Origin of the sequence: Labilibaculum sp. K2S (genome assembly GCF_030372765.1) — a bacterium.
In the GTDB taxonomy this organism is placed as follows: domain Bacteria; phylum Bacteroidota; class Bacteroidia; order Bacteroidales; family Marinifilaceae; genus Labilibaculum.
This window is the reverse complement of record NZ_JAUCMW010000002.1, coordinates 225,548-246,402: the sequence shown is the minus strand read 5'-3', so window position 1 is coordinate 246,402 and position 20,855 is coordinate 225,548. Positions and strand designations below refer to the sequence as shown.

Here is a 20,855-nt window from a genome sequence, read left to right as displayed (position 1 = left end):
AATTAGGTAATTAGGTAGAATAAGGGGAAAAGGAAAATCCAGATTAAATCGACTAAATGCCAATACAATCCACTGTTTTCAAGTATTGTGAAATTGTCGTGCTGAACCTCATCTTTTACAACCAACCTCATTACATAGGCAATAAAAGCGACACCAATAATAATGTGTATTGCGTGAAGACCGGTCATGGCGTAGTACAAACCAAAAAACAGGATTTCTCCCTGGCTGGCTTCCATCAGTGTTGGGCTGCCGGGATAAATTCCATGCGCAATTTTCCCACTCCACTCAAAATATTTATTCACCATGAATACCACAGCCAGTAAAATGGTAACGCCCATTAATATCAACGTAAGTTTTTTATTCTGATATTGTATGGCACTGACAGACATCGCGATTGTCATACTGCTTGTAAGTAGAATAACAGTATTTACTGTGCCAATAAAAGTATCCAGCTCTTCGGCCGCCAAATGAAAAGCAGCAGGGTTTAAGTAACGGTATACCGAATAGACAATAAACAGTCCGCCAAAAAGGATCAGTTCAGTAAATATGAAGATCCACATTCCTGTTTTCGCGCCTTCATCGTCCCGGTGTTCATCAATGTGTGCGTGATTACTCATAGTCGTATGGTCGTTTCGTTACTACTGGGATTTCCGCAAAATTCTCTAAAGGCGGAGGACTGGCAACTGTCCATTCAAGTGTTTTTCCTTTCCAGGGATCGGCTTCTGCAATCTCTCCTTTGCGGGCCGAGCGAACCAAATTGGTAATGATGATTACCAAGCCGGAAATCATCAGCATGGCTCCAAACGAGGATACAATATTTGGCCCGTGAAATTCTTCAACATAGTCGTAATACCTGCGGGGCATTCCAATCATTCCTAAATAAAACATGGGAAGATAAAGCGTGTTAAAGCCAGTGAAGAATACTGCTAAACCTATGTTTGCCCAACCTTTGTCGTACATTCTGCCGAACATTTTAGGATACCAATAATGCAAAGCTCCAAAAAATGCATATCCGGTACCCCCAAAAACAATAAAGTGAAAGTGTGCAACAACAAATGCAGTATCGTGCAAATGAACGTTGGCCGATAAAGCACCCAGTACCATTCCGGATAATCCTCCGATCATGAAAACAAAGAGGAAGCAAAGTGCCCACAAGAAAGGTGTTTGAATATCGATGGAGGCTTTATGAAGAGTTGCCACCCAATTGAATATTTTAATAGCACTGGGAATGGCAACCAAAAATGTAAGAATCGAAAATGTATACAGGGCCGTTCCACTCATTCCTGATGTAAACATGTGATGTCCCCAAACAAAGTAACCCACAAATGCAATTGCCAGTGTGGATACTACAATTGCCTTGTATCCAAATATGGTTTTTCGCGCGAATGTTGGAATAATCTCCGAGATCACACCCATTGCCGGCAATATCATGATGTAAACAGCAGGGTGGGAGTAAATCCAGAATAAATGCTGATATAAGATTGGATCGCCACCCAAAGCAGGATCGAAAAAGCCGATTTGCAGGGTACGTTCCAGTACAATCATTAATAAAGTAATGCCAACAATTGGTGTTGCCAGTACTTGAATCCAGCTTGTTCCGTATAAAGCCCATGGGAATAGAGGCATTTTCATCCAAGTCATTCCGGGAGCTCTCATTCTATGCATGGTTACAATAAAGTTGATTCCGGTTGCTATGGAAGAGAACCCTAAAATAAATGCACCAGTCACGGCCGGCAGCATATTTGTTCCGGTTCTAAAACTGTAGGGTGCATAAAATGTCCAGCCGGTATCCGGAGGTCCATCTCCAAAAAACTGAGACGAAAGAACAATTGCAGCACCCGCAATGTAGATCCACCACGATAAAAGGTTGAGCTTGGGAAATGCCACATCTTTTGCCCCAATCATCAGAGGCAGAAAGAAATTTCCAAACACAGCGGGCAAACCCGGAACTACAATTAAAAAAATCATGGTTATCCCGTGAAGGGTAAAAAAGCTGTTGTAAGTCTGGGCATCCATTATGGTTTTCCCAGGTGCAATCAGCTCTATTTTCATTAACAGACCCAGAATAGCGGCTGCACTAAAAAGCACCAGCATACTGTATAAATACAACAAGCCAATTCGTTTGTGATCTGTTGAGAAAATCCATGCAAATATCCCTTTGTATCGTCCCTGATATTCAAGGTAATTTGGTTCATGGTTTTGAATTACGGTATCAGACATATGCATCGTGTTAATTATTATCTTAATCAGCACCACAGATTTCACAAATTCTGACAGATCGCATTTGTGTTAATCTGAGGATTTGTGGTTTGTATTATTGTTGTTTCCTTTTTGTTTTCACAAACACCAATAATAGAAAAACAATCAGTCCCATTATCAATATAATGACTCCGGTTATTTTGGTAATATTTAAAACGTAGGCTTGTCCTACCGGATCGTAGGAATAGCAATATTGAAGTATTTTGTTGATGGTTGGTCCTGCCTGTCCTTTCGAAGCTTCCATCATAGCCAGTTTAAACTCAAACGGCAAAAAGTAGGTGCCATTTAAATAGCGGGTGATTTTTCCATCGGGACTTGTTACGATAACTGTAGCTGCGTGTGTGTATTCGTTGCCAACCTTTTTATATCTAAAGCCCAATGCTTTTGTTGCCTTCGCAATATTTAAACTGTCGCCGGTATAGAATTTCCAGCCCTCTTGGGTGTTTTTACCTTTAATTAAGGACTTGTAGTTGTTTTTCTTTTTAACTGCCAAATCATAAGTTTCTGTAGGATCAAAACTAATTGTGATGACTTGATAATCTTTGGCGATTTCCAAATCACTTTTTTGAATGACATCAGCCAAACCGTCCATAAGAGGACTGCAGATTCCCGGGCAACGGAAATAGACAAATACAATTGCTGTAGGTTTATCAATCTGATCTTTTAAAAAGACCAATTCACCAGCTTCGTTGGTTAATTGTATGTCCTGAGGAACGGTGTCGTTAAGATTTTCTATAACTCCAACTTCCATGTCGTAATACAAATCTTTGGCACCTTGGCTAAAGGACAATGAAGCAATCAAAATTAGTAGAAAACAAACGGTAAGTTTTTTTTTCATAAATAGTCCTCCATGGTTTAGGGTTAAGGAGATAAATGGGGTAATTATATGGTAATCATTACTCTGATCTATATAAATATATAAAAATATTTGATGGGTTCTTATGGTTAATTGGCTTTTTTTGCGGTAGTTAGCTATTTAGAAAGTAGAATAATTTTGATTATTCACTGTGTGTTCGCTATTTTTACTGGATCTAAAAAAGAATAAGGAGTATGAATAAATTGAACGTAATATTTTTGATAATTGTGTTTTTATTAACTTCTTGCGTAGGATCGGATAAGAAAACGGCAAAGAAAGAAGTTGTGAGTGCCGAAATACCAGCATCTGAAATGGAAAAAGGTGCTCAATTATATAGAACCAAGTGCATGAATTGTCATATGAAGACGGGTAGTGGTATTGAGAAATTTTATCCGCCTTTGGCTAATTCCGATTACTTGAAGAAACATACGGAAGATGCCATAAAGATGGTAAAGTTCGGAAGCAATAAACCCATTAAAGTGAACGGCGTAAAATACAATAGTTTAATGCCCGCGTCTGGTTTAACAGATAAGGAATTGGCTGTTGTGTTTAATTACATTTTGAATTCCTGGGGAAACAATTACGGTCAGGTTACTTTGGAACAGGTTAAGGCTGCGGAAAGATAAATGAGCTTTTGGCTATGGTATTTGAGGTAAGGGATAGATTGAGCCATGAGCCAAAAGCGCAGATCTGTTAATGTACATTCGATTTTACACGATAATATTCTTTGCGAAGGCGTTTTACACTTAAAACTTTAATTTGTTCTTCTCCGGTTGTTTCACTAATTTTTTTAACAGCAACCTTACTTTTCTTCTGATGATCTGGGTAATGACAAGCTTTGTATTTTTTACCGCTATTGCAAAAGCATTTGTCATTTCGTTCAATTCTTACATAGTAAAAGGAATCTTCTTCGGTAGTGTTGAAAAAAGTCAACAAATTGTTAAGGATTTTTTTCATAGTGTTAGAATATCTTTCGTTAAAATTAGGCTCCTCTTAATTTACAAGATATCCTGATTGGAAACAATTAAAATAAGTTCTCGTGTGTATATTTTGGAAAGACATGAAAACGTCTGGTTACAAAATCTTATTACGGTGAAAAGCAACCAACTAGGATTAATAAAATCATTATGCTGTGGGTTGTAATGTTAAGTTTCTGTTGTTATTATTGCAATAATAAGTTAATTGATTGGTTCTGTATGTCATTTGTTGTTTGGTTTAAATTAAAGATGGTCAGCATTATATATTGGATTGTGGGTGAAGGTTAAATAATAATTATAATAAATTATTAAATTTCGGTTTTGTGAGCTTAATTAAATAGTATAACTTTGTTTTGTTAATTAAATAAAATAAAATAAATGAAGAGATTAATTTTGATTTTGGCATTAGCCTTAGCCGTTGTAGCTCCTTCGCAAGCACAAAAACTAGGTAAATTCGGTGGTTTAACTGAAAAGAAAATTGGACCAAAAACAATTAAAGTGCCTTACACAGATGTTGTTTCGTATTTGGGGTATGCTGCTAAAGATACTGAAGATGAAGTGATTGATGGTAAGAAGTTTTATTTTATTTATTTATGGGTTCCTGCAGTAGCTCCTGAATTAGGTGTTCGAATGATGTCTCCAGTTGGAAAAACTACGGTAAAAGATGCGATAGTTTCTGATGATTATACTGCAAATGCTGAATCGGAAGACTATTTTGATACTTATATCACTTTGGAACGTTCGGATATTGTTAGTGCTGATAAAATTTCTGCTGAAGGAGTAAAAAGTGCAAAATGGTTCTCATTGGCAAAAAATGATGATAGCAGCGAGATGCCAAAAACACCAAGAGGAACAAAATACAATTCATTGTTAAGATATAAAAGTGAAGTTGGTAATCCTTTGAAAGCCTTAACTGTGGGATTGTATCGAATTGGGTTTACAACTTATAAAAAAGGTGAAGTAAAAGGTACTTTTTTAGCACAAGTTGGAGCTCCGGTAGAAATTCCTGGAATTGTAATGGCTAAAACAATTGAAGAGTTAAAAGCTCAAATCAAATAAAATTTATTGGAGATCGATATTCGAATCTGTAAATCAGTTAAGAGGCTAAATTCAAATTGGATTTAGCCTCTTTTTATAGTAAAATCAGGAAGGATTCTGGTAAATATTGGCGTGTGTTATTTTATAGTTTCAATCAATATTAAACCATTTGCTGCCATCATTCCATAAAGTCTTGATTCTTCATCATTCTTAGTGATAATCTTAATCTCTTTGACTTCTGATAATTTGTACTTGTTAAGTCCTGCCATGTAGGATGGTTTCTGGTCAATAATGAAGAATGGGAATTTTGTGTGACTAGTTTTTTCAGTTATCCCTAATTCTAATCCAATTCTTCTTTTTACTTCCTTATATAACGATGATTCCATTGACCCTTCAGGTAAAAAGCGATCAATATGTCCTGAGGATAAACCATATCCTCCAGGAGGAATAGTTTCAATAAATTCGTTGAAAAATTTATTTCTATTTAGAATTGTGTTAGCTAAATGTTCAATTTTTGCAACTTTATATCTATTTTCAGTTTCATTCACAGAAGGACTCCAATAGGTGTAAGTACGATAGTTTTCTGGGGTTGAGACCTCAATATTAACGTAACTGCCATCAATTCCCCATTTCGTATCATCTGGAATTGTTGTAATATCATAGGCGAGGAGAGAATCCAGTAACTGTTTGGAAATTTCAGATTCGAATTCTACTTTTTTAATAATCGGATCTGACCATCTCACCCATTGTGTTAGTTGTGCTTTAACTCCATTTTGTTGTTTGATTTCAATCGTTGAATTACTGCTCCAAATTCTAATTCTCAGCGAATCGGTACTATTTCTTAAATCCTCTAACCCAAATTTCTTACAGTTTTCGGGCATTTTATCGTAGAAAAACTGGTCTCGTTTATCATTTGAAACTTCAATTTTTTTTATGCTGTATGTATTCAGATAACATAGCAGGAACAGGAAAATAGCAATTGTTTTATTCATAGTTTAATTAGTTGAAGAGAGAGCTAAAATTGTTGTTGTTGATAAACAATAATCAAGCCAAAATAATTAAAGCAATAAATAAATTTAATGACAGCAATCCGGTTTTGGTTTGTTTACATCCACTTGTTCGGTTGGAACATGCATAGCTTTTTCGGGTGGACTTAAGAAAGGAATTCCTAAACTCAATCCGCGAAGTACGAACAGAATGCCGATAAATACAATGGCATAAGGAATCAACCGGGTAATTTTCTTTCTCAATTCTAATGTAATTAAGTTGCCAATTAGCGAAATGGCCAACATCATGGGAAGTGTTCCCAAGCCAAAAATGAACATGAAAAGTCCGCCGCCAACCGATGATCCTGTGGCAATTGCGGCCACGATAGCAACATAAACCAATCCGCACGGAAGCAATCCATTTAATAATCCAATTAAAAAAAGAGAACCATAACTACGTTGAGTAAATAATTTACCGAGCGAAAGTTTTACTTTGCCAACAAATGAGAACACACCTTTTTCAGCGTTAAAACGATTCTTATAGATGGAAGGAGTGATAACCGATAGAATCATGACAGCACCCATGATAACGGAAACCCATTGCTGAAATCCACTCATGACCAAACCTCGCCCCAAAAGACCAAAAAATGCACCCATAATGGCATAGGTAAGAGCACGGCCAATGTTGTAAATTACACCGCCCGAAATTCTTGCCAGCCATGATGTTGTTTTTAAAGGAATTGCCAGTGCAATAGGACCACACATTCCCACACAGTGAAAACTGCCCATAAGTCCCAGTATTAATGCTGATAGATATACCATAGTATCAATTTTATATTTGTACGCCTCACCCTTAATCTCTCTCCTTCAGGAGAGGGAAACTTGTATATATTGTTCTCCCTTCTCTTTTAGGAGAAGGGGATAGGGGATGAGGTCTTATTTATTCAAGTAAACAGCCTCTTCTTTATAATACCCTATATTGTTGTGTTCCCAATCTATTTTGATGGTGTACATGCCTTTTAAAAGATGATCTGTATTAAGTTCCTGCAATCCGTTTTCGTTCAGATCAATTGAAGTTTTGAAATCTGATTCATAATCGGCAGGACGATAAAATACGATTTCGCCTTTTACCTGATCGTGCATATTGGCAGGAAATTGAAATTGTAATTTCCCGTTTTCCTGCGATATAAGGATCGTCTCATTTAATTTTTTGGCATTATTTAATTTATCAATTTGTTGCTGATATTCCACCTCTTTAGGATAGTAATCTTTCGATACCAAATTGATTTTTTGTGTTGTGCTAAATGCAACAAAAGAAAGAATCCCGATAACATATATCGAAGCTCCTATTGCTAGTTTTGTCCCCCAACTCATCTTTTTCATACTTCAATTATCAGTTATTTGTACGTTTTTATTAGTAATCACTGTTTACTTCAAAACGGATCTTTTTTAGTTTGGTCCTACAAAAGTTAGTTTAACTTCTTCTATTAATCGTTTATCCGCATACACACCAATGGTAATTGGAATGTTATCGCTTGTAATTTCTTTTTGTGGTAAAATGGCGAAGAATACACCTTCCTTTATTGAACTGGCTTTCGCTTTTAATTCCTCTCCAATTACTTTAATTACACCTTCGTGATTCATTATTTTAAAATGAATAGGAACCTCGGCAACCGTTTTGTTAACAACTTTAAAGCTGTACATATTACTAATTCCACCTTCCTGAGGTTGATACATTAAGCCCGGAGTTCGTAAGATAGTGGCTTCCAAATCGCTTCTCGAAGCAAACAAAACAGCTACAATTCCTAGTAGAATGCACAGAACTACGGTGTAAGCAATTTTACGGGCAGGCCATTTTTGCTTTTTGCCTTCGGCGATATTTTTTTCAGAATCGAATCGAATTAAGCCTTTAGGTTTTCCTATCCACTCCATTACAGAATTGCATTCATCAATACATGCAGTACAGTTGATGCATTCCAATTGAGTACCATCACGAACATCAATTCCGGTTGGACAAACATCAACACACTGATAACAGTCAATACAATCTCCTTTACCATCTTTTTTTCGGTCTTCGCCAGCCTCCAGCGGAGCTCTTTCTTCGCCTCGTTTGTAATCGTAAGCAACTACTATCGAATTGGAGTCTAATAGTACACCTTGCAATCTCCCATAAGGGCAAATCATCGAGCATACCTGCTCTCGTAATTTTGTAAAGACAAAAAACATAACGCCCGAAAACAAAACTGCCACAGTAAATCCAACGCTATGTTCGGATATTGGAGCCTTCATTATTTCCAACAACTGGTCAATTCCAATAATGTAGGATAAAAAGGTGTTCGTAATTAAAAAACAGATTGCATAAAAAAGAATGATTTTCAAGCTCTTTTTCCAGAATTTAGTGAAATTCATTGGTTGGGAATCCAATTTTCGTTGTTGGCTGGGATTTCCTTCAATTAAGTACTCAATTCTTCTGAAAATAAATTCTAAAAAGACAGTTTGCGGACAAGTCCAGCCACACCATATTCGACCATAGCTAACGGTAAATAGTACCACAAATACAAAAAGAGTAATCATGGAATACAGAAAGAGATGAAAATCCTGAGGCCAGAAATGAATGCCAAATAAAATGAATTTTCGCTCTAAAATATTCAACATCAAAAATGGCTCACCATTTAGCTTCACAAATGGAATTGTAAAAAGCAAAAATAGTAAGGAATAGCTAACAATATTCCGATAGTTATATAGTTTCCCTTTCGGTTTTTGTGCGTATACCCATCTACGTTTTCCCGTCTCATTAAGAGTAGCAAGCTGGTCACGATAGCCGGTATATGGGTTTTTAGGAGCCATATTTTTCAATTACAAAGAAAGCTCAAAGGTATTTCACGAAGAACACGAAGTACGTTTTGTGTGAAATTCTATTTTACAAATGAACTCGCTGGTGTTTGTTAATTTAGTTTCCCACAGTATAAACAAAAACTGAAGTTGCACATTATTAATAATCCTTTGTGCAACTTTGTGTTGTACTTTGTTAACCTTTGTGGTTAGATGTTTTTTTATTCAACCAATTCTCCCTGAGGATCTTTTGCATTAGGAGGATTTGTTCCCTGAAGCCCCATTATATAACTGGCCACCTGCAGCATCTGCTCCGGCGCCAATTGATTTTGCCATGCTAACATACCCTTCATAGGTTTTCCTACTTTAATGATTTGGTATACATCTTTAAGGCTGCCACCGTTCAACCAATACTTATCGGTAAGGTTTGGTCCAATTGCATTGCCTTCTCCCAATGATCCGTGACAAGCAATACAGTTTTTATCGTAGATGGCTTTTCCATTGTCCAAATCTGCCGATGCTGTCATTAAAACGAGAGCATTCTCATCAAAAGCAGTTTTGGGTTTATTTGCTTCGGCAAGAGCCATTTCTTTATTGTATTCTGCAATTTGAAGATCGTCACCAAAAACATGGTAACGGAACATGTAAACTGCGGCAAAAATAATTGTGATGTAGAACAAGTAACGCCACCAAGTTGGCATTGGGTTGTTTAATTCTCTAATTCCATCATAATCATGATCGCTCATTAGATGCTCGTTTTCTTCTAAGAATTTATCTTTTTTCTCCATTTTATCTTGATTTTGGAACCTGTTTATTCTTTCGCTTCCGATGATGAATTTACACCATCCTCGTCAAGGGCATAACTTTCCATTTCCGTAAAGAATTCTTTGTTGCTTTTTTTGAAGGTCCACCAAAGCATTCCTGCAAAGAACAGGAAGAAAATGAGTAATGAGATGCTTGGAAAAAAACCAACATCAGCAATGCCCTGCAAGTAATGACTGACTATTTTCATGTGTTTATAATTTGATTTTTATTTGTCACATGGAACACCCAAATTGCAACCATCTTCCTGTGTGTAGAAAGCTTTATATATGGACGTTTCATCTGTTTATATTTATTAGTTCTAGATGAGAGATATGAGTTAAAACCGCTGTAAAAGTATTTTCCTCATTTCTCACACCTAATATCTGATATCTATTTTTGCACCGAAATATCTCTACCCAAACGTTGCAGGTAAGCAATTACAGCTAATATTTCTTTATCACTAGCTACTTCAACACCCGAATTTTTAAGGTCGGCAGCAATTTCTTCTGCTTGTTTCCTCAAATCGTCATTGGCAATTAGATCGTATCCTTCAGCATATGGCACACCTAAAGTGGTCATCGCGCGAATTTTTGCAGGAGTTGATGAAGTATCCAATACGTCTTTTATCAGCCAGGGATATTTAGGCATAATAGATTGAGCATTCATTTTTTGTGGATCCAGCATATGGTTAAAATGCCAAACATTAGTTTTGTACATTTTTCCACCGGGAACACCTTCGCGGGCCAAATCCGGTCCTGTTCGTTTCGATCCCCACAAGTGCGGATGATCGTAAACTGATTCGCCGGCTTTTGAATACTCACCATATCGTTCTGTTTCCGAACGGAAAGGGCGGACCATTTGGGAGTGACAAGTATTACAGCCTTCCCGGATATAAATATCTCTACCCTGCAACTCAAGTGGAGTATAAGGTTTTACACTTTCGATAGTCGGAATGTTTGATTTGATCAGGTACGTTGGGATAATTTCGAATGCACCACCAATTAAGATTGCAACTGTAGCCAAAATCATAAACTGAACAGGTTTTCTTTCTAACCAACGGTGTAAACCTTCATTCTTGCTGCGTTTTGTATCGGTAACAATTGCAGGAGCCGAAGCTTCTTCATTGTCTATACATTTACCTAAAGCGGCGGTTTTCAATAGATTATAAACCATTAAGAACAGTCCGGAGAAGTAAAGAAGTCCTCCAAAAACTCTGACGTGATACATTGGCAAAATCTGAGTAACGGTTTCTAAGAAATTAGGATAAGCTAATAATCCGTCCGGAGTAAATTCTTTCCACATCAAGGTTTGAACAATGGCACCCCAATACAATGGCAACGCATAAAAAATAATACCTAATGTTCCAACCCAGAAGTGTGCATTGGCTAATTTTTCAGAATACAATTTTGTATTCCACATTTTTGGGAACAAGTAGTACAACATTCCAAAAGTAAGGAATCCGTTCCAGCCCAATGCTCCAATGTGAACGTGAGCGATTGTCCAGTCGGTATAGTGGGTTAATGAGTTTACCCATTTAAGAGACATCATTGGCCCCTCGAAGGTTGACATTCCGTAACAGGTAACAGCAACCACCATAAATTTTAGAGTTGCACTGTCACGAACTTTATCCCAGGCACCGCGAAGTGTTAATAATCCGTTAAACATACCTCCCCACGATGGAGCAAGTAACATGATTGAGAAAACAACACCTAAGGATTGTGCCCAATCCGGTAAAGAAGTATATAGCAAGTGATGAGGACCAGCCCAGATATACAGAAAAACCAATGCCCAGAAGTGAATGATCGATAAGCGATACGAATATATCGGACGATTGGCAGCTTTCGGCAAGAAATAGTACATCAATCCTAAATATGGAGTGGTCAGGAAAAATGCAACAGCATTATGTCCGTACCACCACTGCACCAAAGCATCCTGAACACCTGCATAAACAGGATATGACTGAATCCAGCTGTAAGGCAGGGAAATTGAATTCCCAATGTGAAGAACGGCAACCGTTACAAAAGTTGCAATATAAAACCATATGGCAACATAAAGGTGATCGGCTCTTCTCCTTAGGATGGTACCAAACATGTTCCAGCCAAACACAACCCAAATAATGGTAATGGCAATATCGATCGGCCATTCCAGTTCTGCATATTCTTTACTGGTAGTGATTCCTAAAACAAAAGTGACAGCAGCCGAAACAATTATGGCCTGCCAGCCCCAGAAATGGATCCAACTAAGTCTGTCATTAAACATTCTGGCTTTAAGCAAGCGCTGAAGTGAATAATAAACTGCTGTAAATATTCCATTTCCAACAAATGCAAAAATTACTGCATTGGTGTGAATTGGACGAATTCTACCAAAAGAGGTATAAGCCAGATTGAAATTAAAAATCGGGAATGCCAATTGCAGTGCTGCCAAAAGCCCTACCAGCATTCCAACTACTCCCCAAAGAATGGTTGCGTAGGCGAAAAATTTCACGATTTTGTTATCGTACGAAAAATGTTGTGTCTCCATTAAATTAAGATTTATGGTTTTTCTTAGTTGTTTCCTTTTCTATTTGTTGTTTTTTTTCTTCTTTTTGTGCTTCATATTCCTGATCGTCGAATAGAATTCGAACAGATGGGGAATAAGAATCATCATATTGTCCTTTCTTTACGGCCCAAAGGAATGCGATAAGAAATCCTCCTGCTACAAACATGCTAACACCTATTAAAACGAACAATACACTCATTTACTATTTAATTTAGTTGAACCGATTTTTTTAGAAAAACAGATGTTTTTGCTTCTTTCATATTCGATTCGGTTTTATTATTTGTCTCTTTCGATTTAGCAATGTAATTGGTTGTAAAAGTTGCAAAAGCCACTACCGAAATGGAACTGATTGGCATTAACAGAGCCGCAACAATAGGCGATAGAATTCCTTGTACTGCGAAATACAATCCAAATAAATTGTAAAGAAAGGAGAGTATGAAACTTAGTTTTACGATCCAAACACTTTTTGCTGATATTTTTAGGAAGTACTTTAATTCTTGAAATTTTGAAGCTTCCAAAATAGCATCGCACGCAGGCGAGAAATGGTAAATATCATCGGCAATTGAAATACCAACATCGCTGGTTTTTAATGCCCCGGCATCGTTTAAGCCATCACCAATCATTAAAACGTATTTGTTTTGTTTCTTTAAATTGTTGATGTATTCCAATTTGTCATTTGGCGACTGATTGAACCGGATAATTGATGTTGTTGGAAATATCTGTTTCAGATTTTCCATTTCCGAATCATTATCACCCGACAAAATGTGCAAATCGTATTTAGGAGCGAGTCCGTTTATTAGTTCTGACAAACCGGTTCTGTATTGATTACTCATAGAAAAATGTCCCTTTATTTTTCCATCTACCGAAAGGTAAACTTCTGTGTTTAAAGAACTGGTTTCTGTTTTTCCTTCATGAATAAATTTAGCCGAGCCTAATTTAATTTTCCGGCCATTAATTGTACCCGAAATTCCCATTGATGGCAATTCAGTATAGTCAACAACCGTTTCGGGCGGAATACTTTTGTAATATTCATACAAAGTGGCACTTAGTGTATGAGTGGAATGTCTGGTTAATGATTTTATGGCGATTTTGTCATCATCGCTTAATGCATCTCCATGAAAATTAACCTTTACCTCGTCGGCTTGTGTTATTGTCCCTGTTTTGTCAAAAACGATGGCGGTGATTGAATTCAATTTTTCGACCACAGCCGAGCTTTTTAGATAGATTCCCATTCTTCCCATCAATCGCATGGTGTTTCCCAGAGCGAAAGGAGCAGAGAGAGCCAGGGCGCAGGGACAAGCAACAATCAGAACCGAAGTAAAGGCAAAAACAGCTTTGCTTGAATCATTCAACAGCCAGTAGATTCCTGCAAACAGTCCAATTGCGATAATTACAATGGTGAAATATTTGCTGATCTGATCGATTAATGAGTTTAGTTTGGTGTTTGAAGAATCCTCACCTTCAAATTGATTCCACAATTGAGTCAGTCGACTTTGAATTACATCTTTTTCGATGGTTAGTTCAATGGCACTTCCTATCTGTTTTCCCCCTGCAAAAACGGCGTCGCCACTTTCTTTAAATACAGGTTTCGATTCACCGGTAACAAAACTGTAATCAATCTGGGCTTCTCCCTTCATTAAAATACCATCGGCAGGAATCAATTCCTGATTTCGGATTAATATGATATCGCCTTTTTGCAGTTTCTCAATAGGAGTACTTATCTCAATTCCTTTTTCCAATTTACTAACTGCAACCGGAAAATAGGAACGGTAATCCCTTTCGAACGAGAGTGCCTGGTAAGTTCTGTTTTGATACCACTTTCCTATTAACAGAAAGAAGATTAATCCCGTAAGGGAATCCATATAACCAGCTCCCGAACCGCTGAAAATCTCAATACTACTTTGAATAAAGAGCATTAGTATTCCCATCGAAATAGGAACATCAATATTAATGAATTTGTGTTTTATTGCTTTAATTGCGGATAGCAAATAGTCGCTTCCGCTGTAAAAGAAAACTGGTAAAACGAGAAAGAAATTCATCATGCCAAAAAATTCTTTGAAATGAGTTTCCAAATACTCATGACCCGGAACGTATTCGGGCAAGCTCAAAAGCATGATGTTTCCAAAGCAAAATCCGGCAATACCGATTTTGTAAAGAAGACTTTTGTTTACTTCTTCATTTTGTTTTAATTGTAATTTATCAAGAGTAATTTCAGGGATATAATGAATGGAAGAAAGTAATTCAGCCAATTCTCTAATTGAGATTTCATCGGAATTGAAAGTAATAGCCACTTCTTTCTTAACGAAATTAACCATCGACTTAATAACTCCCTGATTTAAAATATTGAGATGTTCCAACAACCAAATACAAGAACTGCAATGTATGCTTGGGATATAAAGAGTTATTTTCCTGATATTTCCTTCTGCGAATTCATAAAGTTGCTCTGCAATTTCGTTGTCATCTAAAAAGGCAAATTTCTCTTTGTATTTTCCAGCCTCAATTTTAATTCCCGGGTTTGATTCAAAATCGTAGTAGGTACAAAGTTCATTTTCGTGCAAAATCTGATATACAGTAGAACAACCATTGCAGCAAAACGGCTTTTCATCCCAAATAACGGGATGTGAACCACAGTCGTCGCCACAGTGTACACAAATGTGTTTTTTTGTTTCTTCCTGCATTTTCACCAACTTGCAGACCTTACAGTCTTAGATTATTTGATATGAAATCTGATTCAACTCTTGTTTACATTATAGCTGGAATTACAGCTCTTCACTTTTTAGTGGGGATGGGATACCTCTTGTATAAGTTAGGTGGACCATCAAAAAAGAAGAAAGAGAATGATTCCAAGTAGTTTTTATTCTTTGTTTTTTGCGAGCTTAGGTAGCTGAATTAGTTGAAATAGTACCAGAAAGATAACTCCCCAAATACAGATTACTCCACCAACATAGCTTAAAATAATCCATATTGGAGCATTTGCTCTGGTTCCCCACATGGCTCTTTCATCCAAAGGATTTACCGGGTTGGTCGGTATGCCAAGGCTGGCAATCCGATCAACAATTACTTCTCCATAGTAGGCATCATCGGTAACTTTAACTAAAAGGTTCACATGTCCTTCACGATCGGCGGGTAAGTCTTTCGGAAATTGAACACTGACTTCCCCTTTTTCGTTTGTGTATGCATCGTCGCCCGAGATATCTAAATAGCCAAAGTTTCTCTTCACTTTTACGCTTAGTTCAATGCCTTGCAAAGCAACGCGGTCTCCCTTTTTTGTAAGTCCCGACAGGTTTGCAATAATCCTTTTGTCCTCTTTATTAATGTCCAAAAGAATTCTAACATCGCTTACTTCAGGGTTTATTACCTCTGCAATTTTCTTGCTTGCCTTCTTATTTTGATCGAAAGAGCGCAGATAGGTAATAACCATCCATTTGTCCTCGTCGCTTAAGGTTTTTTCGAAGGTCGGCATTGCGCCGTTGCCTTTGTTTACTTTGTAATAGATTTCTCCATCAGTCTGCATTAAAAATGCCTGAGATCCTAAATCGGAAGGAGCAACCGGCTGAAGCGGCAGCATGTTTCCCATGGTAGCATCACCATGGCAGGATTTACAGTTAATGTTATAAATCTTTTTGCCGGAACTTATATTTTTAGTGCTGGCCTCGTATGGGTTTTGCTTCTTTTTTGCAGATGCAGGAGCCGACCACTTTTGGGCCATTGTTACGGTCGCAGAGAATGCAAAAAGTAGAAACAGGCTGGCAATTATTTTGATAGCATTTTTCATTGTTTGTATGTTTTTAAGCTTCAATTTTCACTTCAATTCCTTTTTGTTCGGCAATTTCACATATAGGAACCACCGGGAATATTTTTGATAAAACGGTGATGATTAAGAGTGCTAAAGCAAAACTTAAAACGGTTACAGAAATTTCTATCGCAGTAGGATAGTAGTGTACAAAGTTTTGTGGTACATTCTGAATTGGTAAATGAGGATGAAGCAATGTTGGAATCACAATTACATATCTTTTGATCCAGGCTCCTGCTAAAATGAATAGGGAAATAACCATGATAGGAAAAGGCTTTCTGAATTTCTTGGTAACCAAAAGCATAATTGGAATCACATTACCCAACAATTGAGACGACCAGAACATGATTGCCCAATGGCCGGCGAATAATTCCGTTAAATGAACATCATCTCCGGTTTTCATCTTGTACCCGGGAACTAAAAACTCATTTAAATTGAAATATAAATATACCAAACATACAGCCACCATCAGTTTTCCCATATTATCGAACTGAACATCGGTAATGTAATCCTTCAGTTTATAACTAACGCGGAAAAAATACATGGCTACGATTAATCCTGCCGAACCTGCAACAAATGCTCCTGCAACGAAGTAGGGGCCAAAAATTGTAGTATCCCAACCATTTCGCAGGGTTGCAGCAAACAACCACGATGTTACGGTATGAATTGCCAAACCTACCGGAACAATAAGAACCATTAATGTCCGGATCATTTTGTGTAAATGCTTGTACTGACTGGGAGTGTTGATGTACCCAAATGATAGAAGATTGTACAGTCTTTTCAGAAAAGGAGAAGCTTTTTTCAATTCATTTTTGCAGATTGCCAAATCGGGAATCATTGGTAAAATCAGTAATAGAAGACTTATTGTCAGGTAGGTTGTTACTACGGTTATATCCCAAAGAATTGGAGATTGAAAACGACCATGGATAAGCACATTAACTACTCTGTCGGGGCGTCCCATATCCATAATAATTACCAAACCAGCTACTGCAACAAAGGCAACTGCTATTATCTCAGCAATTCTGGATATTGGTGTTATCCAATCGATTCGGAGCAAACCCAGAATGGACGAAATAAGCATTCCAACTAAACTAACGGCAACAAAAAACACAAAGTTGGCAATGTAAAGTCCCCAGGATACGTAATCGCGCATTCCTGTAACTCCTAATCCGTCTCGTAACTGTACGTAGTAGGCCCAGGCGCAAACACTTATCACGGTTACCAGGAAGGCAATCCAAAGTTCTAAGCCTTTGTGGTTTTGCATTGGACGAAGAATGTCTTTTTTAATTTTCTCAAACGAAAGAGTCGTTTCTTTCTGTTCTGGTAAGTCATTCATAAGATTAAATTATTTAGGGCAAATAAAATCTGTTTATTATTCTTTTATTGATAGCTGAAACAATGTTTTAATGAAGATTTTCTTCGTTTAAAAGATCGCCGTTAAATTTGAAAGCTCTGTTTTTAGGAGGCAGGTAATAAACGCGGGGTTTCGTTCCTAATTCCGGCATTAAAGTATATCCGGCATTTTCTTCAATTAACTTCGAAAAACGAACAGTTTCGTGAGTTGTACCATTGGTAACAGCATCTTCATTTTGATCTCCAAAATAGTAAACACCATTCGGACAGGAAGAAACGCAAGAAGGAAGTTTGTTTTCGCGAAGTCTGTCGGCACTAAATAAACATTTACTTACTGTACCTTTCTTTTGAGGAACGTTAGCTTCGATATTGTAAGTGAGATTTTTGTATTTTTCCGCATCCTTAGGTTCTGTCCATTGGAAAATACGTGCAGAGTAAGGACAGGCTGCTATACAAAACCGACAACCAATACATCTTTCATTATCAATTAGTACAATTCCATCCTGACGTTTGAAAGTTGCATCTACCGGACAAACTTTGGTGCACGGAGGATTGTCGCAATGCTGACAAGGTTTGGGCATAAAATAAGGAGCCGTATGTTCAGCATCCTGCATTTGAAGAACATTAATATGGTGTTGATCCGGCCTTAGCTGGTGATGATTTTGACATGCAACCATACATTTTCGGGCATTTCTACATTTACTAAGGTCAATAACCATCACAAACGACTTCCCGGCAATACCTTCACGTCCTCTTTTCTGCAATTCGGTAAGTGGTCCAGTTACTGTTGGGCGCAATTGATTTTTATCAACTTGAACTAGTTGCCCATCTTGTGTTAAAAGATTTACTGTTTCTCCAGGTTCTTGTGCTGCCGCTTTTGCCGCTCCAAGAAGAGAAAATCCACTAACAACACCGGCAGCACTTACTGTAATTCCTACACTTTTAAGGAACTTTCGTCTGCTGTTGTTTGATGTTTCTTCTTTCATTATGCAATTAGGTTAGTTTTCTGTTTAAGTACGTCCATTTTATCAAATGGTAGTAATTGAAATAAGAGCTGAAAACACTTTTTAAAATAATTCTAAATAAGAAAGTCAATTTCTTATGTATATGGCTTTTAGCCTATGTTTTTTAAATTGTATTATGCTTTACAAACGATTACGAACTAACTCAAATATAAATAAATATTTCCATTTGTAAAGACGTATCAAACAGAGAAACGAATAAGCTGATTTTAATGAATTTTCATCAATCTTTAGAGTTATTTTAGGGTAATGTCTTGATAATATGAATTTTAAAATATGCTTTTTAAGTTTTTAATGTTTAGTGAGATAAAACACGGGAATTTATTATAAGAGGTAGTAAATTAATGGATACCTTTAAAATCAGTGGGTTTGAAGCTGTTCTGTTTGGTAATTGGTATTTCAACTAATTGTTAATTAAATATTTATTGATTTTCTATATGACTATATAAAATCTATCTATGGGGAATTTGACTCCTGTTTCCTAAATAATTTTACATTTGTTATGTATTTTGATAAGCAAAATCGGACTTGGATGTCTTTTATTTTATCAAGATAAAGTATGTGGAATAAAAATACAGTAGTTCTTTATTACAATGAATAATACACTCAACAAATTAGTGAAATTGCCAAAAACTATTTGGGAATTTTATTACGAAGGTTTTCGAAATCAAAGTAAATGGAGCCGTCAGCTTTGGCTTATTATTTTGATAAAGCTATTTGTTATGTTTTTTATTTTAAAGTTGCTATTCTTTCCCAATTTCTTAAAAACAAAATATGACAACGATCAAGAGCGCAGTGATTATGTGATTGATCAATTAACTAACCCTAAAAATTAATAAAATGATCGAAAATTTTGATCTTTCTGTAGTGGATTGGTCCAGGGCGCAGTTTGCACTTACTGCGATGTATCACTGGATTTTTGTCCCCTTAACGTTAGGTATGGCTTTCATTATTGCTATCATGGAAACCATCTATGTGAAAACCAATGATCCGGCATGGAAAAAGATTACCAAGTTCTGGATGACTCTTTTCGGAATCAATTTTGCAATTGGTGTTGCAACAGGAATTATTCTTGAATTTGAGTTTGGTACCAACTGGTCTAATTATTCATGGTTCGTGGGAGATATATTTGGAGCACCTCTTGCGATAGAAGGGATCATGGCCTTTTTTATGGAATCTACATTTATTGCGGTGATGTTTTTTGGTTGGAATAAAGTAAGTAAAAAGTTCCACTTAATTTCTACCTGGCTTGTTGCAATTGGTTCCAATCTATCTGCTTTGTGGATTTTAGTTGCCAATGGCTGGATGCAGAATCCTGTTGGAATGAAATTTAATCCGGACACGGCACGCAACGAAATGGATAGTTTTTGGGATGTCTTATTTTCACCAACCGCGGTTAATAAATTTTTACATACAATTTCTTCAGCTTATATTCTTGCAGCGGTTTTCGTAATTGGTGTAAGTGCCTGGTATATTTTGAAAAAAACGAATGTGGTTTTTGCAAAAAGAAGTATTGTTGTGGCGGCTGTTTTTGGATTGCTTGCCTCAATATTTACGGTTATGACCGGTGATAATTCGGCGAGAGAAATTGTGCGCGATCAACCAATGAAATTTGCTGCCTTTGAGGGCTTGTACAATGGATCTAGAGGAGCTGGTTTGGTTGCATTGGGAATCATGTCAACAAGTGAAGGAGATGGAACCAATGAGAATATGAAGGATTTTAATTTTAAGATTGAAATTCCAAACATGCTTTCTTATATGGCTTATTTGGATGGAAATGCTTTTGTTCCCGGAGTTAATGATATCATTAAAGGATATACCGATAACGATGGTGAAATTCATCCGCCTGTAACTGAGAAGATGGAAATGGGGCGCAAAGCCATTGCTGCGTTAAAAGCGTATAAAGCGGCTAAGAAAACTGATGACACAGTTGGTGCAAAAGAAGCAGAAAAAGAGCTGAAAGCTAATTTTAAATATTTTGGTTACGGTTATTTTTCTGATCCGTATGAAGTGGTTCCTCCGGTTTCAATATCCTTTTACAGTTTCCATATTATGGTTGGACTGGGAATGTATTTTATTTTGCTGTTTGTATTGAGTTTGGTATATATCTATAAAGGAAGTGTAGGTAATAAAAAATGGTTTTTACGTATGGCAATCTGGAGTATTCCGCTGGCATACCTGGCTTCTGAGTGTGGGTGGATTCTTGCCGAAATGGGTCGCCAGCCATGGGTAATTCAGGATTTGATGCCTACAATGGCTGCAGTTTCAAGTATCGATAGCATGTCTGTGATAATTACATTCTTTCTTTTCTTGGTTGTATTTACCGGACTATTGATTGCAGAGATCAAAATCATGTTAAAGCAAATTAAAATCGGACCTAATCACGGAGGAAACTAA

Annotated in this window: 21 protein-coding genes; 5 read left to right on the top strand and 16 right to left on the bottom strand. The window is 36.9% G+C overall.

Annotated features, from left to right (window positions below; translation table 11 throughout):
- Positions 1-2: 2 nt before the first annotated feature.
- The 3 genes from QUH73_RS04065 to QUH73_RS04055 form a co-directional block, all read right to left on the bottom strand.
- A complete protein-coding gene (locus QUH73_RS04065; RefSeq protein WP_289529185.1) occupies positions 3-617 on the bottom strand; it encodes a cytochrome c oxidase subunit 3 family protein in 615 nt (204 codons plus the stop codon).
- Entirely contained in the window at positions 610-2,220 is a 1,611-nt protein-coding gene (locus QUH73_RS04060; RefSeq protein WP_289529184.1) for a cytochrome c oxidase subunit I, read from the bottom strand. Before QUH73_RS04060 ends, QUH73_RS04065 begins: the two co-directional genes overlap by 8 nt.
- Before the next feature lie 94 nt (positions 2,221-2,314).
- On the bottom strand, positions 2,315-3,097 hold the full coding sequence (locus tag QUH73_RS04055) for an SCO family protein (RefSeq protein ID WP_289529183.1): 783 nt from the start codon (positions 3,095-3,097) through the stop codon (positions 2,315-2,317).
- 212 nt (positions 3,098-3,309) lie between these two features.
- Between QUH73_RS04055 and QUH73_RS04050 the strand changes: the two genes are divergently transcribed.
- Positions 3,310-3,741, top strand: coding sequence for a c-type cytochrome (locus tag QUH73_RS04050; protein ID WP_289529182.1), 432 nt, complete (start codon positions 3,310-3,312; stop codon positions 3,739-3,741).
- A gap of 67 nt (positions 3,742-3,808) precedes the next feature.
- On the opposite strand, the gene QUH73_RS04045 is transcribed toward QUH73_RS04050, so the two are convergent.
- A complete protein-coding gene (locus QUH73_RS04045; RefSeq protein ID WP_289529181.1) occupies positions 3,809-4,072 on the bottom strand; it encodes an SEC-C metal-binding domain-containing protein in 264 nt (87 codons plus the stop codon).
- A gap of 398 nt (positions 4,073-4,470) precedes the next feature.
- Here QUH73_RS04045 and QUH73_RS04040 point away from each other — a divergent pair, with 398 nt between their 5' ends.
- Positions 4,471-5,151, top strand: coding sequence for a Lipl32 family lipoprotein (locus tag QUH73_RS04040; RefSeq protein ID WP_289529180.1), 681 nt, complete (start codon positions 4,471-4,473; stop codon positions 5,149-5,151).
- A 116-nt stretch (positions 5,152-5,267) separates the two neighbouring features.
- Here QUH73_RS04040 and QUH73_RS04035 read toward each other — a convergent pair whose 3' ends face one another.
- The 9 genes from QUH73_RS04035 to QUH73_RS03995 all read right to left on the bottom strand — a co-directional run bounded on the left by QUH73_RS04035 (position 5,268) and on the right by QUH73_RS03995 (position 14,968).
- Entirely contained in the window at positions 5,268-6,122 is an 855-nt protein-coding gene (locus QUH73_RS04035) for a hypothetical protein (RefSeq protein WP_289529179.1), read from the bottom strand.
- Positions 6,123-6,206: 84 nt separating this feature from the next.
- On the bottom strand, positions 6,207-6,938 hold the full coding sequence (locus tag QUH73_RS04030; protein WP_289529178.1) for a sulfite exporter TauE/SafE family protein: 732 nt from the start codon (positions 6,936-6,938) through the stop codon (positions 6,207-6,209).
- Between the two features lie 114 nt (positions 6,939-7,052).
- Complete coding sequence (locus QUH73_RS04025; RefSeq protein ID WP_289529177.1) at positions 7,053-7,499, bottom strand: FixH family protein; 447 nt, start codon at positions 7,497-7,499, stop codon at positions 7,053-7,055.
- A 66-nt stretch (positions 7,500-7,565) separates the two neighbouring features.
- Positions 7,566-8,963, bottom strand: a complete 1,398-nt coding sequence (gene ccoG, locus QUH73_RS04020; RefSeq protein ID WP_289529176.1) for a cytochrome c oxidase accessory protein CcoG — start codon at positions 8,961-8,963, stop codon at positions 7,566-7,568.
- 206 nt (positions 8,964-9,169) lie between these two features.
- Positions 9,170-9,736: a cbb3-type cytochrome c oxidase N-terminal domain-containing protein gene (locus tag QUH73_RS04015; protein WP_289529175.1), complete on the bottom strand. Its 567-nt coding sequence runs from the start codon at positions 9,734-9,736 to the stop codon at positions 9,170-9,172.
- 23 nt (positions 9,737-9,759) lie between these two features.
- Positions 9,760-9,960: a cbb3-type cytochrome oxidase subunit 3 gene (locus QUH73_RS04010; RefSeq protein ID WP_289529174.1), complete on the bottom strand. Its 201-nt coding sequence runs from the start codon at positions 9,958-9,960 to the stop codon at positions 9,760-9,762.
- Between the two features lie 182 nt (positions 9,961-10,142).
- A complete protein-coding gene (gene ccoN / locus QUH73_RS04005; RefSeq protein ID WP_289529173.1) occupies positions 10,143-12,272 on the bottom strand; it encodes a cytochrome-c oxidase, cbb3-type subunit I in 2,130 nt (709 codons plus the stop codon).
- A 4-nt stretch (positions 12,273-12,276) separates the two neighbouring features.
- The gene (gene ccoS / locus QUH73_RS04000) at positions 12,277-12,489 is read right to left on the bottom strand and encodes a cbb3-type cytochrome oxidase assembly protein CcoS (protein ID WP_289529172.1); all 213 of its coding nucleotides are present in this window, start codon (positions 12,487-12,489) and stop codon (positions 12,277-12,279) included.
- 7 nt (positions 12,490-12,496) lie between these two features.
- Entirely contained in the window at positions 12,497-14,968 is a 2,472-nt protein-coding gene (locus tag QUH73_RS03995; RefSeq protein WP_289529171.1) for a heavy metal translocating P-type ATPase, read from the bottom strand.
- Positions 14,969-15,009: 41 nt separating this feature from the next.
- On the opposite strand from QUH73_RS03995, the gene QUH73_RS03990 reads away from it, so the two are divergent.
- Positions 15,010-15,141 (top strand): hypothetical protein, encoded by a 132-nt coding sequence (locus tag QUH73_RS03990; RefSeq protein WP_289529170.1) that lies wholly within the window; start codon positions 15,010-15,012, stop codon positions 15,139-15,141.
- A gap of 3 nt (positions 15,142-15,144) precedes the next feature.
- Here the strand turns inward: QUH73_RS03990 and QUH73_RS03985 are convergent, their stop codons facing one another.
- The 3 genes from QUH73_RS03985 to QUH73_RS03975 all read right to left on the bottom strand — a co-directional run bounded on the left by QUH73_RS03985 (position 15,145) and on the right by QUH73_RS03975 (position 18,422).
- A complete protein-coding gene (locus tag QUH73_RS03985; protein WP_289529169.1) occupies positions 15,145-16,065 on the bottom strand; it encodes a c-type cytochrome in 921 nt (306 codons plus the stop codon).
- A gap of 13 nt (positions 16,066-16,078) precedes the next feature.
- On the bottom strand, positions 16,079-17,419 hold the full coding sequence (nrfD, locus tag QUH73_RS03980; protein ID WP_289529168.1) for an NrfD/PsrC family molybdoenzyme membrane anchor subunit: 1,341 nt from the start codon (positions 17,417-17,419) through the stop codon (positions 16,079-16,081).
- Between the two features lie 67 nt (positions 17,420-17,486).
- The gene (locus QUH73_RS03975; protein WP_289529167.1) at positions 17,487-18,422 is read right to left on the bottom strand and encodes a 4Fe-4S dicluster domain-containing protein; all 936 of its coding nucleotides are present in this window, start codon (positions 18,420-18,422) and stop codon (positions 17,487-17,489) included.
- Positions 18,423-19,051: 629 nt separating this feature from the next.
- Between QUH73_RS03975 and QUH73_RS03970 the strand changes: the two genes are divergently transcribed.
- The gene (locus QUH73_RS03970; protein ID WP_289529166.1) at positions 19,052-19,294 is read left to right on the top strand and encodes a DUF4492 domain-containing protein; all 243 of its coding nucleotides are present in this window, start codon (positions 19,052-19,054) and stop codon (positions 19,292-19,294) included.
- A 4-nt stretch (positions 19,295-19,298) separates the two neighbouring features.
- A complete protein-coding gene (locus QUH73_RS03965; RefSeq protein WP_289529165.1) occupies positions 19,299-20,855 on the top strand; it encodes a cytochrome ubiquinol oxidase subunit I in 1,557 nt (518 codons plus the stop codon).

Bases quoted from the DNA above. Each gene is read 5' to 3' on its own strand.
- QUH73_RS03965 (WP_289529165.1), top strand. From the start codon at position 19,299: ATGATCGAAAATTTTGATCTTTCTGTAGTGGATTGGTCCAGGGCGCAG.
- QUH73_RS03990 (WP_289529170.1), top strand. From the start codon at position 15,010: ATGAAATCTGATTCAACTCTTGTTTACATTATAGCTGGAATTACAGCT.
- QUH73_RS04065 (WP_289529185.1), bottom strand. From the start codon at position 617: ATGAGTAATCACGCACACATTGATGAACACCGGGACGATGAAGGCGCG.
- QUH73_RS03975 (WP_289529167.1), bottom strand. From the start codon at position 18,422: ATGAAAGAAGAAACATCAAACAACAGCAGACGAAAGTTCCTTAAAAGT.
- ccoG (WP_289529176.1), bottom strand. From the start codon at position 8,963: ATGGCTCCTAAAAACCCATATACCGGCTATCGTGACCAGCTTGCTACT.
- ccoN (WP_289529173.1), bottom strand. From the start codon at position 12,272: ATGGAGACACAACATTTTTCGTACGATAACAAAATCGTGAAATTTTTC.
- QUH73_RS03995 (WP_289529171.1), bottom strand. From the start codon at position 14,968: ATGCAGGAAGAAACAAAAAAACACATTTGTGTACACTGTGGCGACGAC.
- QUH73_RS04060 (WP_289529184.1), bottom strand. From the start codon at position 2,220: ATGTCTGATACCGTAATTCAAAACCATGAACCAAATTACCTTGAATAT.
- QUH73_RS03985 (WP_289529169.1), bottom strand. From the start codon at position 16,065: ATGAAAAATGCTATCAAAATAATTGCCAGCCTGTTTCTACTTTTTGCA.
- QUH73_RS04030 (WP_289529178.1), bottom strand. From the start codon at position 6,938: ATGGTATATCTATCAGCATTAATACTGGGACTTATGGGCAGTTTTCAC.
- QUH73_RS04040 (WP_289529180.1), top strand. From the start codon at position 4,471: ATGAAGAGATTAATTTTGATTTTGGCATTAGCCTTAGCCGTTGTAGCT.
- ccoS (WP_289529172.1), bottom strand. From the start codon at position 12,489: ATGAGTGTATTGTTCGTTTTAATAGGTGTTAGCATGTTTGTAGCAGGA.
- QUH73_RS04015 (WP_289529175.1), bottom strand. From the start codon at position 9,736: ATGGAGAAAAAAGATAAATTCTTAGAAGAAAACGAGCATCTAATGAGC.
- QUH73_RS04035 (WP_289529179.1), bottom strand. From the start codon at position 6,122: ATGAATAAAACAATTGCTATTTTCCTGTTCCTGCTATGTTATCTGAAT.
- QUH73_RS04050 (WP_289529182.1), top strand. From the start codon at position 3,310: ATGAATAAATTGAACGTAATATTTTTGATAATTGTGTTTTTATTAACT.
- QUH73_RS04045 (WP_289529181.1), bottom strand. From the start codon at position 4,072: ATGAAAAAAATCCTTAACAATTTGTTGACTTTTTTCAACACTACCGAA.
- QUH73_RS03970 (WP_289529166.1), top strand. From the start codon at position 19,052: ATGAATAATACACTCAACAAATTAGTGAAATTGCCAAAAACTATTTGG.
- QUH73_RS04055 (WP_289529183.1), bottom strand. From the start codon at position 3,097: ATGAAAAAAAAACTTACCGTTTGTTTTCTACTAATTTTGATTGCTTCA.
- nrfD (WP_289529168.1), bottom strand. From the start codon at position 17,419: ATGAATGACTTACCAGAACAGAAAGAAACGACTCTTTCGTTTGAGAAA.
- QUH73_RS04025 (WP_289529177.1), bottom strand. From the start codon at position 7,499: ATGAAAAAGATGAGTTGGGGGACAAAACTAGCAATAGGAGCTTCGATA.
- QUH73_RS04010 (WP_289529174.1), bottom strand. From the start codon at position 9,960: ATGAAAATAGTCAGTCATTACTTGCAGGGCATTGCTGATGTTGGTTTT.